Source organism: Flavobacterium sp. HSC-32F16, from assembly GCF_024171645.1.
Classification (GTDB): domain Bacteria; phylum Bacteroidota; class Bacteroidia; order Flavobacteriales; family Flavobacteriaceae; genus Flavobacterium.
Genome location: NZ_JALKAC010000008.1, coordinates 261,715 through 276,362 on the forward strand (window position 1 = coordinate 261,715; position 14,648 = coordinate 276,362).

Here is a 14,648-nt window from a genome sequence, read left to right on the forward strand (position 1 = left end):
ATAAGCTAAAACCGAATTGGTATTTTGATGTACAAATGTAGGTTTTAAATCATTTTCCTTTTTTGATTCAACGGAAATTCTTGCGAAAATTCTATTTTCAAAATCGTTCCATTATTATTTTCGATTGTTAATTTCCCGTCAAGATCATCGCTTAAACCTTTTATCAGCATCATTCCGAAAGAATTAGTTTTTTTATCGCTGAGGTTCAAATCAAAACCAATTCCGTTATCAGAAATAGTCAAAACATATTGATTTTCAGCTATAGTTTCAAGCGTTATATAAATCATTCCGGTTCGGTCATCGGGAAAAGCATATTTGATGGAATTCGTAATCGCTTCATTTAAAATCAATCCAAGCGGAACTGCGTGTGCCACATCTAATTCCAGCGGATCAACTTTTACTTCAAAACGAATTCTCTGCCCAAGCGAAAAAGAATCTCGTAAATATTCGACCAATTCCTTAATATAATTCGGCATATTAATCGTCGAAATATTTTCAGAATTATATAATTTCTGGTGAATCAAAGACATCGAATGAATTCTGTGCTGACTGTTTTTAATTGCAGACAAAGCCATATCATTTTCCAAATAAGCGGACTGCGAATTCAAAAGGCTGATAACTGTCTGCAGATTGTTTTTTACACGATGATGAATTTCTTTCAAAAGCCATTCTTTCTCATCCAATAAATGTTTCAGATTAATATTTTTCTGGTTGATTTCTTTTTCTTTTATTTCCAGTTTGGCGTGATTTCGTTGTTTTAAACGGTATCGATTGTATAATAAACCTACCGTAATTAAAAGTAAAACCAAACTCCAGATAGAAACACTATTGAGCATTTTAGATTTTTTTAAAGCAACTTCTTTTAAATTAGATTCTTGATTTAAAAGTTTGATTTTCTGTTCTTTATTTTTGGTTTCGTAATCTATTTTAAGTTCTTCAATTTGTTTGTTTCTGTTAATTCCGCTAGTAGAATCACTAAGTTTTTTTACATTTCTGTAATGCTCTAAAGCCCCAAGATAATTTCCGCTGAGCGAATCAATTTTATATAAAGAATATTGAAAAATTTCTGAATTATAAGGTTTGCCAGTAGTTTTAGAAAGTGTAAAAACTTTATCTGCATAATATTTTGCTTTTTTCGCATTATTAGTGAAAGCATAAAAATAAGACATAGTGGCGTAAGAATGAATTACTTCTCTAAATGTTTCAGGTGTATTTAATTGTTTAGCATAAGAATCCATTTCTATAAAATACTTTTCTGCCAGATTATATTCTTTTAATATGGCATAACAATTGGCTTTTGCAGAAGCTACCAGCATTTTATCAAAAATACTTTTTGGAGGATATTCGGCAGTTATCGTATTGATATATTCAATTGCTTCTTTGTTTTTTTTCTTAAACGATAAAGCGGCGGTTGCACTTAAAAAGCTCTTGTACCAAGTTCCGGTATTTAATGTTTGCTGTCCAATTTTGATACTTTTTTGATACAATTCAAGCGCCTCTTCATGATGGCCGTAAGTGTTGTAAACATCTGCAAGGCGATTGTAAAAAATATCACCAAAAGTATAATCTTTTTCGGCTTCCATTCTCTTAACGCTTTTCAGCGCATAATAGAGCGCATTTGGAATGTTATGTTGCCCTAATTCAATAAATACAATTGTTGTTTCGGCAAACTGCTCATGTGTGAAACCAATTTTACGAAGATCAGCCAGATTTTGATACAATCTTTTTTTGGCTTCATTTATTTTTCCGCCCCAAAAATAAATGGTTGTGATTTTCATGTAATTTTCAATCCTTTTTTCTTCCATTCCTAAAGAAGCATAAAGCGAAACGGCTTCTTGTAAAATCTTTTCTTTTTCAGGATCTAAATTGAACAGAAGAGTTCCGTAAACGTCTAAAGCTTCCGCAAGCGCTTTTTTATCATTTTGTTTTCGGCATTCGGCTATAAGCTGTAAAAATATTTTTTTGCCTTCCGGCTGATTATTAGCCTGAAAATAATATTTACCTAAAAGAAGCAGACTCTGTTGCTGCCATTTTTTGTTTTTAAGCTGATTGCTTGTGCGCACTGCATCGTCAATATATGTTTTTGCATTTTGAAGATCTTCTGGTTTTGCACCCGATTTAAAAAGATAAAAATTTCCTAGTTGAAGTAACAACTTGATTCTGTCTTCTCCTTTGGTTTTAGCCAGCAATTTTTTTACAGAATTAATATTCCCTTTTTCTATTAAATCTTTTCCAATTATATATGATCCATCATTAAAACCTTCATCATAAGCAAGTGTAACAGGAAGTTTATATGCTTTGCAAGCCACAACAATAGAACTATCTGCATCAATAGCGCCTTGATTTGCATTAAACAAATACATGGAAGAAACTTGAATTAGTAATCTTTTCTTGGGAAGATCATATTTGGCAACAGAAGGAGATAATTGCCCAAGCGAAGAATAACTTACAAGCAAAATCAAGTAGAAAATGATTCGTTTCATAATAGGTTATAAATTAGGTTTTTGGATTGGTTTTGGAAAACAAATATAGAAATAAAGAAGTCTGATTATTTTGAAAAATATCAAGAAAATTCACATTAAATGTGATTTTTTTTATACAAAAATTCCAAAACATTGAAATTACTGGGGTTATTTAACTAATTTTATGCCAGTGAATTACAGGGTTATAATATAAATAATACTACATTTATGGAAGCGGTCTCTGAAAACAGCACCCAATCTCAAAAAAAACACTTTCAAAAACAAATTTTAATTGTTGAAGATCAATTTATCGAAGCGCATGATTTGCAGTTAATTCTTGAAAAAGCAAATTATAAAGTAATCGGAATTGCACGTTCAGTAGATCAGGCTTTGGATGCAATTCAGACGCAAAAACCAGATTTGGTATTTGTAGATATTATGCTCAAAGGAGAAAAAACAGGAATCGATCTCGCTCATATTTTAAAAGAAAAAAATATTGGCTTTATTTTTATTTCTGCCAATTCAAGCAAGCGAATTTTAGATCAGGCCAAAACCACACATCCCTACGGATTTATTGTAAAACCATTTAGAGAACAAGATATTTTAACGACTCTGGAAATTGCCTTTTACAGACAAGAATATAGTTTAGAGTCGCAGTTAATGCAGCAATTGGAATTGAAAAACAAGATTTCAGAAGTAATTAATTCCAATATTAAACTCGAAGATGCTTTATTGGCTTTTGCCAAAAATATTCAGACTTTTATTTCTTTCGATTATTTAGAAGCTGGATTTGTAAATGCAGAACAATATTCAAACCTCGGAATCATCCGAAAAAATATTGATCAATATCAAATTATCAATGTAGAAAAGCTTTCGCAGATTGCCGAAATTTCGATTCGGGAATTAAATGAAACGTATATAAAATCGCAGATTGACATTAAACCAACTATTTACAGTGAAGAATCTTTGATTAATAATTTTCAGACTGCGCCGATTAAAGGTATTATTTCACATAATTTCGGAATCAAATCGTATTTGGTTTTTCCGCTTTCAATTGCCGTTTCGCAACGATTTTGTTTTACTTTTTACAGCAGAAATTTTAATATTTATTCAGATGAAAATCTGAAATTATTATCGAATCTTGAAAATACATTTTCGCAATTTATTTCCCGTTTTTATTCTGCTGAAAAAACAATTGTTGAAGCAAAAGAGATTCCGCAGAAAAAAGAAAAAATAGAAAATATAAAATCGAGTTTTGAAGGCATAATTGGAAACAGCTCGCAAATGGTAACGGTTTTTAATTATATCAAAAAAGTAGCGCCGTCTGATACTTCTGTTTTAATTTTGGGTGAAAGCGGTACCGGAAAAGAAAAAATTGCCAAAAGCATTCACGATTTATCGCCAAGAAAAGACAAACCATTAATTATTATAAACTGTGGTGCCATTCCTGAAAACCTTGCAGAATCACTTTTGTTCGGACATGAAAAAGGCGCTTTTACGGGAGCAACTGAAAAGCGAATCGGGAAATTTGAACTCGCAAATGGCGGAACAATTTTCTTAGATGAGATAGGAGAGATGCCATTAGAACTTCAGGTAAAATTATTGCGTGTTTTACAAGAACGCGAAATCGAACGTGTTGGCGGATTAATGCCTATAAAAATTGATGTCCGTATTATTGCAGCAACCAATAAAAACCTTGAAGAAGAAGTTGCAGCAGGACGTTTTAGAATGGATTTATATTATAGACTTCATGTTTTTCCAATTCTAGTGCCTTCATTAAAAAAGCGAAAAGAAGATATACCAGATTTGGCAGATCATTTTATAAATATTTACAGCGAACGTATGAATCGAAAAGTGCCGGCACTTTCTGAAAATGCTTTACAGCAGATTACAAATTACGATTGGCCGGGGAATATCAGGGAACTCGAACATCTTATTCAGCGTACTTTATTATTGACAGAAGGAAATACAATTAAATCTATTGAATTCTCGCCTTCCTCAAAAATACATGCACAGCAAAGCACCGATTCATTTTCAATAAAAACGATTATGGAAAACGAACGTGACTACATTTTATATATTCTTAAAAAATGCAACGGAAAAATCTCCGGCGCAGGCGGTGCAGCAGAAATTCTGGATATTCATCCTTCAACCTTAAATTCAAAAATCAAGAAATTAGAAATTAAGAGAGAAATAAGCTAATATTTTTAGCACCGAAAATTGCTCGCAAAGTCGCCAAGTCGCAAAATTTAAACTTAAAAAAAGAAAAAACTTGGCGTCTTTGCGTCTTTGCGAGATTCAAAAAGAAAGAATTAATAAATTTAAGTAACTTTTTCAATCCATTTTGCCACAGATTCTGCGACTTCCTGCCATTCGGGATGAAGAATTACAAAATGATTTTTATTTCTGAATTCTTTATAACAAGTTATGGAATGTATATTTCTATGTTTTCTAAAATTCCATTGAACCAATTTCGGAGGAATAATCTGGTCTTCAGAACACGAAATAAAAAATAGAGGAACGTGTTTTTTTCTACAATTGATTTTGGCATGTTTTGAGAATAAATTTCGTAACGCTTTCTTAGATTCAGGAATAATGAATTTATCATATTTATTTTTTTGTACTTCAATGGATTGAATATTAAAGAATGTATTTTTCCAATTTTCGAATGGCAAAAGGAACGTTTTTTTAGAAGAAAAAATACCGAACGAAAAAGAAATAATCTTTTTATAAAATGAAAATTTTGAAGTCGTAAAACCTTTTTGAGGAAAAGAATTAATGCAGATTCCTGCTTCGGCTAAATCTTTCTGAACTAATAATTGCACTAAAAGTCCGCCATAAGAATGTCCCACTAAAATGGGTTTTTCGGGAAGTTTTTCAATGATTTCGGTATAATAACACAAAAGATCAAATAAAGAGATCGATCCAATTTTTACACATGGATTCTGTTTTCTTAAATTTTCAATCGAATCATTTTTGTGAAGCCAGGGCGGAGCAACCACTTTATATCCTTTGTTTTCAAAAAACGTGAGCCATTTCCCCCAATAAAAATGGCTCACAAAAGCTCCCGAAATAAACACTATCGTTTTGGTAGTTGAAAGATACATAACAGGATTTTTTAGGTAAATTTTAAAATGCAATCTGTATGCCTGTTTCTTGAAGTATTAATTTTTATAGGGTTAACGTGATTTCGTTCTTTTTCGAATTATTATATTTCGTTAAATACTTTTTTGAGTATTGAAATATCATTTTTTAAATATCTTTAGAAAATCTAATTCTAACATTAAAATGACACGACCACATTCTCAAATAAAGCCATTTTTATTCACCTTAGTTCTTCTGATAAATTCAGTTTTTGTTTGTTTTGGAAATGATTTGAATTCTAAAATCGATTCTTCAAAAACGAAAACTATTTCTTTTAAAATCAAATTAAAATCAGACGCTAAAGTCAAAATAAAACCTTCTCCTTTAAAATTCAACAAACATTTTGCTTACAGTTTTACGCTTGACGATGGTTATCGATCTGCTTATTTAACTGCATTTCCGTTATTAAATGGAGGAAAAATTAGCAATCCCGATAAAAATGAATGGAAAATTGATCAAGGCGGAGATGGAACAACCTCAAAAGGTGTTTTTTATTCAGACGGATTCGGGAATAAAATTCCGTTTAAATTGGCTTTAGCCATCAATGGAGGATCAATTCGTGATTTGCCCGAAAACCGCGGACATCTTTCTTGGTCAGAAATTAAAGAAATGTACAATGCGGGCTGGGATATTTTGAATCACAGTTTTCATCATGCAACTAAACACGGAACAAATTATAAAACAGAAGTGACAGAAAACACTACTTCGATAAAACAAAATCTAAACTTCATCATGTCACACTTTGTCGTTCCTGGCGGAGAAGGCGATCCTGATTATCATTTGAAATACGAAAAAGAAGCATTAACAAACGGATTTCTTTCTGTTGCTTCTTATAAAGGTACGGGTCCAGTTTATAAAGTAAATTCTAAAGTCGATTTAGATAAAATGATTTCTGCAAGAACTTTTGTATTGAGTTCAAAAGATACAACTAGTTTCAAAACAATGGATGTTTTTTTAAGAAATATAGATTCAATTGTAAAACAGCCAGAACCAGTTTGGTTTAACGATTTCACACACGGAACCGGAAATACAAATTTGTGGAATTTAAGTATGCGTTTTCCCGAATTTAAATATTATATGACAACGCTTGCCAACAACTACGGAGCAAAAGGAAACGATTCTATTTGGATGGCGCCGTGGCAGGAAGTTTACGAATACATTTGGTTAAGAGACAGAATTAAAGTCGATTACAAACAAAAAAACAAAGAAATAGAAGTTACGATCGAATTGCCTGAAATCCCGCAAAACTTTCGATATCAAGATATTTCATTAAATATAGAAACGTCATCTAAATTTGAAATCGAATCCAGTAAAGATTTGAAAATAAAAGACGACGGAAAAACAACCCACAAACAGATCTTCATTCAATTTAAATAATTTTTTTGCCACGAATTCACGAATTTCTCTAATTCCTATTTTTTGAATGGTTTTTATTTCAAACATAGCCCGTGGTTTTAACCACGGGTATACAATATATAATTACATCTATTCGTAACGTTTCCCGCGGTTGAAACCGCGAGCTATATTTTGAGCATTTGCGAAAAACTAAAATTAAAAATTAGTGGAAATTCGTGGAATTCGTGGCAAAAAAAACTAATCAATTTCTTTCACGTTGTCCTTTATAAAAGTATCAATATTCATTAAATACGGATCAACAACAATACCTTGAGGTTTTGTTCTGAGTTTGATTTTTCCTTCAACTTTATTGTTTTTTATGAAGAAAGAATAACGAAATAATTTTCCGTTTTCATCATAAATACCAATATCTATTGTGGCATCGTTTGCTATTAGTTTTCGTTCTCCAGTTGCATTTTCTTTATATTTTTTAGAATCAGCTTTAAAAGAAACCTCATAAAAACCATCTTTTTTAATACTTGAAACAGATTCTATTTTTGAAGAATAAGTAATAATCTGCTTAAACATTTCATCTAATTTAGAATACACTTTTTTATCCGTAACAGCATAAATCTCTTTTAATAAACTTTCAGAATCAGGAAATGGATTTGGATATTTATAATGATTCAGAAAATTTTTCAAAGCCAGATTTACCTTTTTCTCACCAATTAAAATCCGAAGCTGATGCATTATGAGCATTCCTTTATCATAAGGTAAATGCGGCGTATCGTAATTTGTTTTATACAAAGGCGTTTCAGGATCATAACTTCGGCTGCTCAAATATAAATCCAGATGAATTTTTAAAGTTTCGAGTGCTTTTTCCAAACCATGTTCTTTTTCATAAAGTATGAGTTCCGTGTATTGCGCCAGAGTTTCAGTCAAAATCCAGCTTCCTTCTTTTTGTTCCGGATTGATCTGCGAATTTCCCCACCATTCGTGCGACAATTCATGAGCCGTTAATTGATTAATTACATCTTCTTTATCCTTATTATTTAGGTTGCTGTAAAAGCCAAAATTCTCTTTCATAAAAACCGTCGACGGATAAGAAGTCGCAGCAAATCCATCAGCGAAAGCAGAAACTTCGGCATAACGAATTGTTTTGTACGGATACTTTCCAAAGTTATTCTGGCAATAATCTAAAGTATTTTTTACATCCTGAATTAGTTTTTTAATGTTTCTCGAATGTCTTTTATCATAAAAAACTTCAATCGAAACACCTTTATAATTCGTTTTTTGAATTTCATATTCGGCAGAAGAAAAAGCAAAACGAAACGGAATTTTACCATTAGATTTATAATGAAAATAATTGCGGTCGTCTTTTTTCCAATTCCCAATTAAATCTCCAACACCAATCGCCGTTTGATTTTTAGAAGTCGAAACCACAGCATCATAATCAACAAAATCATATTTAATTTCCGATTTGTCTTCCAGTTTTTTAAGAGGCGTTTGAGGATTTAAATATCTTTTTCTTCTTTCTCTTTTACTGCTGATTTCATTCGATTCCTGATAGCCAAAAAGCGGAAAGTAACGGCTTATTCGCATAAACGATCCATTTTTTATAATAGAATTAAATGCAGTATGTCCTTTAAATGGCGACCATGATGATTCAAAAGAAAAATTCATTTTCATTTTCTGTTGAGGCTCTAAAGGTTTTTCCAATCGATACCAATAATGTTGAAATGCCGAAACATCGTCCATGTTTTTAGAATTAGGAATTTCAATAGAATTCAGTTTTGAATTTCGATCTATATATAGGAGTAAACTATCAATTGGTTTTTCAGAATTATTGATCAATTCATAAGTGCCTTTTACTTCATAACTATTTTCCTCAGGAAATAAATCGACTTTACTTTTTACAGAAACAATCGTAGGCTGAGCAAGATTGGTATATTTTTTAAATTGAGTTTCATATTTCTCGCTCCAGTTGTTCTGATCTTCTTCGGTCAAATACGGATATTCAATATTAGTTTTATAAAAAAGATAACTTCCAAAACCAATAAATAGAATAATTCCGAATGTAAAAGTTGCTGTTTGAATGCCATTAAATGAATTTCTTCGAAAGGTTTTTACAATTGAAGCGTTTCTTTTCCACAAAATTCCAGTCAAAGTAAGAAGCAGTAAAGCCAATCCAAAATTGTACAACATTGAGATATGAAACGGAAAAGTGTATTTTCCAAAACCATTCAAATCAAAATATTCCATTTTAAAAGCATTTCCAAATCGGAATAAAGGATGCGAAATTCCCAATTGTTCTCCAATTCCCGTACAAAACAAAATGCAGACAAAAGTAGCAACCGAAAGTCCTATATATTTATTTTTAATAAAAGTCTGAATCGCAATTACCAAAATCGCAATCAGCAACAACGGAAATCCGAGATAATAAAACAAAGAAAGATAAAGACCAATTTCGATTGGGGCATTTGAATTCACAATCTGAAATGCACATCCAATCAAAATACTAATGCTTATAATGAATAACGGAATGATAAAAAGTGCTGTCAATTTCGAAAGTAAAACTACAAATTGAGAATATGGTGCAGTATTTTCGAGCATTTCAAATCTCGAATTCTCACTTCGATTTAATAATTCACTGCTGTAAAAAAGCAGAATCAAGATCAGAATAAAAGGCAGACGATCCATTATAGTTGAAATCATCAAAGCCGTATCCGTAATTTTTTCGGCTAATCGGATTCCGCCGTCAATTTCATCCGAAATCTCAATCATTAATAATCCCGAAAACAAAAGAACAATCAATAAAAAAGGAATTCCTTTTAAAACTAAAAAAATATCCAGTTTGATATTGCTTTTAAAAACAGCAAAATTATGTCTGAAAGTTTTGAATTCAATGTTTTTTGGAATTTCCGAAGAAAAGATTTTTGCTTCTTTTGAAATAATTTTAGGCATTTTTATCTCTTTGGTTTTCGTTTTTCGGAAAGAAAACAAGCGATAGGAAATAAAAAGTAAAAGCAGTGAAACCGAAATCCACAACAATCGATTAAATAAAAAGTTTCCCGAAAGCGAAACTAATTCAGTATTTTTTTCAATCGAAGTCCAATATCTCGTTTGTTCTAAAAAAGCTGCCAAACCAAACGGATCTATTTTTGCAACCAAAGACATGGCTTTCGCCGAAGATGGAGAAGCATTTGCAAAGATGGGCGAATTGGAAAAAATGGAACCCGCTATATATAAGATGTAAATTAATAAACCGCCAACATAAATAAAAAGTTTACTTCGCGTAAGCCAAGCCAAAGCCGTCAATATTGAAAGACACAGAAAAATATTCGGAATCACAATTACAAAATACGGCCAGAGATAATTTATAATTTCAAAAGAACCAATTTCGCTTTTAGAAAGCCAGGACATTTGATGTCCAACGATCATTCCGACGATAAACATTCCAAAAGAAACTACGGCGATTATAAACGCAATAATAAATTTTGGAGCCAAATAATGAAACTTAGAAATTGGAGAGGAGAAAATAATAGAATCGAATTTCGTTTCATATTCCTTTAAAAAACGCTGCGCGACCTGAAGTGTAATCGAAAATATTGTCATTAACGAAATCAAACCAATCGCATAAGTCAATACATACGGACTATTTTTGTAAGCACCCGAAAAAGAGAAATTCGCAAAAGCACTCACAAAAAATCCTAAAACCAAATAAATTATAAATGTGGCATAAAAAGTCCAGCTTCTGGTGTTGTTATGCCATTCAAATTGAATTAATTTAGAAAGCATAACACTATTTTTTAAGTTGATTTTGAGCTAAAACACTAAAATAAACATCGCTTAAATCTGGCGATATCAATTCGAAACCAGAATCTGGCTTTTCGTCTGAAAAAACATGAATATTGATTTTCCCTGAATTTAAGTTGGATGAAATGATATTAAAGTTCGATTGATGTTCTTTCAGTTCTGTTTTATCAATCGCCTTCATCCATATTTTATCTTTCAAAGAATCGATCGCTTCGTTTGGTTTTCCTTCCAAAATCAATTTTCCGTTAGAGATAATGGCCATTTTTGGACATAAATCACGAACGTCTTCCACAATATGCGTCGATAGAACCACAATAATGCTTTCGCCAATTTCACTCAGCAAATTATTAAATCGGTTTCTTTCCTCCGGATCAAGTCCCGCAGTAGGTTCATCTACAATAATAATCTTCGGATTTCCTAATAAAGCCTGAGCAATTCCAAAGCGCTGACGCATACCGCCGGAAAAAGAATGAACCGCTTTATCTTTATGCTGGAGTAAATTGGTCTGCTGCAACAAATACAAAATTTGATCGTGTCGTTCCTTTTTATCGACGATTCCTTTTAAAACTGCCAGATGATCGAGCAGGCGATAAGCAGAAATTTTAGGATAAACACCAAATTCCTGTGGCAGATAACCCAGATTTTGCCTGATAAACATTGGATTTTCCAGAATATTAATTCCGTTAAATTCAATACTTCCCGATGTGGGTTCCTGCAAAGCAGCAATAGTTCGCATTAATGTCGATTTTCCGGCGCCGTTTGGGCCAAGTAAACCAAACATTCCGTTTGTAATTTCAAGCGATAAATTGTCAATCGCTTTTGTGCCGTTCTCATACGTTTTGCTGAGATTTTGGATTGATAAACTGTTCATTTTTTTTATTGATTTTGATGATTGAATTAAATTATGATTTGAAAAATTTAGGCAATAGAATGCCTGTCGGCTTCAAAAACCGATTTATTAAGAGTGAAATAAGATTTAAAAGAAAGCTATTCTGCCACGTATTCTAAAATATCACCGGGCTGGCAATCCAATATTTTACAAATAGCTTCGAGAGTATCAAACCGAATTCCTTTTGCTTTTCCAGTTTTTAGAATCGATAAATTAGCAGGTGTGATATCTAGTTTTTCTGCCAATTCTTTACTCTGCATCTTGCGTTTGGCAAGCATTACATCAACATTTACAATTATTGGCATAATTATATAAATAAGTCTTGTTCGTTCTGAAGGTTTAAACCTTGTTTAAAAATGGCGGCTAAAAAGTAAGCGAAAACACCAAGCATTCCGTGCAACAGAATAAAAAGCGAAACTTCATTATCCAGCGGAACAAAAAAGAAAGCCACAAATATTACAATAACCGGAATTAATAAATTGGATAAATAGAAACGCCTCAAATGAGAAATTCCATTCACAGTAAATAATTTAGGCTGAAAAAATACTTTAAAAACATTACTACTCAATAAAAAGAAAAGTCCGTACAAACTCAACGGCGCCAAAAAATCAAAAAGAATATAAGGCAGGTTGTAATCGCCAAGCATCAAAGGATGAGAAGTAAAAGGATAACAAATCTGAAAATACTTTCCGTTGTCCTTAAAAGTCAAAAATAATCCCGTAATTAATGTAAAAACTGAATATGCGGCCAAAAAGAAATAAACCACAGACAAAAATCGGGTAAAATAAAATAATATTTTGGATACAATATGAGTTGTCTTCATATAATGAAAAGTTAGATTGATATTGCAAATGTATAATTAATTATCGTAAAACAATAATTAATTATTAAAAAAGAAACTTTTAGATAGTTTTAGAAATATTATAAATCTATTAACATTAGAAAACAAAAGGCATCCATATAAATGAGTTAATTTTGTAGACTAGCATTTTTTTATATGAAAAACCCAATTTCAGTCTCATTATTAGACCTCGCTATCATCACTCAGGATAGCAATGCCACAGAAACATTTCAAAAAACAAAAGACATAGCGCAATTAGCAGATACTTTAGGATACAAGCGGTTTTGGCTTGCAGAACATCACAATATGGCACACGTTGCAAGTACAGCAACGGTTGTTTTAATTGGTTATGTAGCAAGTCAGACCAAAAATATCCGTGTAGGTTCTGGCGGAATTATGCTCCCGAATCATTCTCCTTTAGTAGTCGCCGAACAATTTGGAACGCTCGAAACACTTTATCCCAACCGAATCGATTTAGGTTTAGGAAGAGCGCCGGGTACAGATCAGCCAACCGCCGAAGCAATTCGAAAAGACTTTTTTGAGCAGGCACAGCGTTTTCCGCAAAACGTAAGCAAACTCCAAGAGTATTTTTCAAGCGAAAATGAAATAGGAAAAGTACGCGCATTCCCAGCTGAAGGACTAAAAGTTCCAATCTGGATTCTGGGATCAAGCATGGATAGTGCAGCTTTGGCCGCTGCCTACGGATTACCTTATGCTTTTGCCGGACACTTTGCGCCAAAACTGATGATTCAGGCATTTGAATTTTACAGAGAAAATTTCCAGCCTTCAGAATATTTAGACAAACCAAAGACAATGGCTTGTCTGAATATAATCGCAGCAGACACAAACGAAGAAGCAGAATTGTTATCTACAAGTTTGTATCAAATGTTTCTAAACTTAATTAGAAACGACCGCAAAGGTTTACAGCCGCCAGTTCCGTCACTAGATGATATCATGAACGAACAAGAACGTTTCCATGTCAATCAAATGACAGCTGGAACTTTCACAGGAAACAAAGAACAATTAATAACCGATTTGAAAAAGTTTATCAACTACGCAAGAATCGACGAACTAATGGTAACAAGCCCAATCTTCGATCATCAGGCAAAACTAAAAAGCATTCAAATCACTAAAGAAGCTATCGACAGCTTAAATGATAGTATACATATATAAGTATACATATATATAAGAGTAGATTTCATTATCACAACCCGACAAGTTTTCAAAACCTGTCGGGTTTGTTTTTTATACATATATATATATGTATATATAATCATGAAATCATAATTACGTTCCAATTTTCCATAGAGATGCACAGCAGTGCGTCTATGTCACGTGTAAAATACAGCGCGTCGATACAGAAAATCCAATTCACGAAGACTATAATATATAGGAATGTCCAGCTGAGCGGAGACGGAGCCCTTTTAAGTTTGAAATTTAATTAATGAGCTAATCCCGCTATCCGTTCCAATCTTTTTGCGGCGAACCCCGCCACAAAAAGGATTTCCACTACTATCGGGGCTAGGACATCGGTTTTCAAAGAAAATTTGCGAAGGAAAAGACATTTCCAAAAGAAAAAACAAAGAAAAAATAAAGACTTATTGCCTCACGGACTCTGCGAGATTAAAAAAAATAGAGCAAAAACGAGACTCTGGGTCTTAGTGACTTCGCGGCAGAACTAGACAAAACAGGCTAAAAAACCAAATAACCCCAAAAGGACGAAAAAAACTTTGCATTGTAAAAAACGTAAAACCAGCGAGTTACAAAAAAGATTGAAATTATATAAAAAAAAGTCTTGCAGATGTAAATAAAGAGTGTACTTTTGCACCCGCAACAGCGATAAACGTTCACTGAAATACCGGCAGGCAGTTAAGATTTGAAGAAAATTTATTTTCAAAAAAAGATTAAAAAAAGCTTGCGGGAAAAGAAAGAAAGTTTTAAGTTTGCACCCCGCAAAACACGGAAAGTTCATTGATAGATTGGTAATGTTTGAGAGGAAAAAAGAAAAGAAATTTTCTTTAAAAAAACTTCAAAAAACATTTGCCGGTTAGAAATAAGTTTTCTACTTTTGCACCCGCTTTGAAACACAAGCGAAGACAAAAAGAAATACACGTTCGTAGACATATTGAATTGACAGCCGTTTTAACAGAGATGTTAAAAC

General features: G+C 32.5%; 9 protein-coding genes. 3 read left to right on the plus strand and 6 right to left on the minus strand.

Annotated elements, in window-relative coordinates; all coding sequences use genetic code 11:
* Positions 1–44: 44 nt before the first annotated feature.
* Positions 45–2,483: a sensor histidine kinase gene (locus L1276_RS20055; RefSeq protein ID WP_253790974.1), complete on the minus strand. Its 2,439-nt coding sequence runs from the start codon at positions 2,481–2,483 to the stop codon at positions 45–47.
* Between the two features lie 207 nt (positions 2,484–2,690).
* Between L1276_RS20055 and L1276_RS20060 the strand changes: the two genes are divergently transcribed.
* Entirely contained in the window at positions 2,691–4,664 is a 1,974-nt protein-coding gene (locus L1276_RS20060) for a sigma 54-interacting response regulator (RefSeq protein ID WP_253790976.1), read from the plus strand.
* A 119-nt stretch (positions 4,665–4,783) separates the two neighbouring features.
* Here the strand turns inward: L1276_RS20060 and L1276_RS20065 are convergent, their stop codons facing one another.
* Positions 4,784–5,569, minus strand: a complete 786-nt coding sequence (locus L1276_RS20065; RefSeq protein WP_253790978.1) for an alpha/beta fold hydrolase — start codon at positions 5,567–5,569, stop codon at positions 4,784–4,786.
* 181 nt (positions 5,570–5,750) lie between these two features.
* Here L1276_RS20065 and L1276_RS20070 point away from each other — a divergent pair, with 181 nt between their 5' ends.
* On the plus strand, positions 5,751–6,983 hold the full coding sequence (locus tag L1276_RS20070; RefSeq protein WP_253790980.1) for a polysaccharide deacetylase family protein: 1,233 nt from the start codon (positions 5,751–5,753) through the stop codon (positions 6,981–6,983).
* Between the two features lie 216 nt (positions 6,984–7,199).
* Here L1276_RS20070 and L1276_RS20075 read toward each other — a convergent pair whose 3' ends face one another.
* From L1276_RS20075 to L1276_RS20090, 4 genes are all read right to left on the minus strand, one after another.
* Entirely contained in the window at positions 7,200–10,739 is a 3,540-nt protein-coding gene (locus tag L1276_RS20075; protein ID WP_253790982.1) for a M1 family aminopeptidase, read from the minus strand.
* A gap of 4 nt (positions 10,740–10,743) precedes the next feature.
* Positions 10,744–11,628, minus strand: a complete 885-nt coding sequence (locus L1276_RS20080) for an ABC transporter ATP-binding protein (RefSeq protein ID WP_253790984.1) — start codon at positions 11,626–11,628, stop codon at positions 10,744–10,746.
* A gap of 116 nt (positions 11,629–11,744) precedes the next feature.
* Positions 11,745–11,951, minus strand: a complete 207-nt coding sequence (locus L1276_RS20085; protein ID WP_012024053.1) for a helix-turn-helix transcriptional regulator — start codon at positions 11,949–11,951, stop codon at positions 11,745–11,747.
* Between the two features lie 2 nt (positions 11,952–11,953).
* A complete protein-coding gene (locus tag L1276_RS20090) occupies positions 11,954–12,469 on the minus strand; it encodes a DUF2975 domain-containing protein (RefSeq protein ID WP_253790986.1) in 516 nt (171 codons plus the stop codon).
* A 174-nt stretch (positions 12,470–12,643) separates the two neighbouring features.
* On the opposite strand from L1276_RS20090, the gene L1276_RS20095 reads away from it, so the two are divergent.
* The gene (locus tag L1276_RS20095) at positions 12,644–13,660 is read left to right on the plus strand and encodes an LLM class flavin-dependent oxidoreductase (protein ID WP_253790988.1); all 1,017 of its coding nucleotides are present in this window, start codon (positions 12,644–12,646) and stop codon (positions 13,658–13,660) included.
* Positions 13,661–14,648 lie beyond the last annotated feature (988 nt).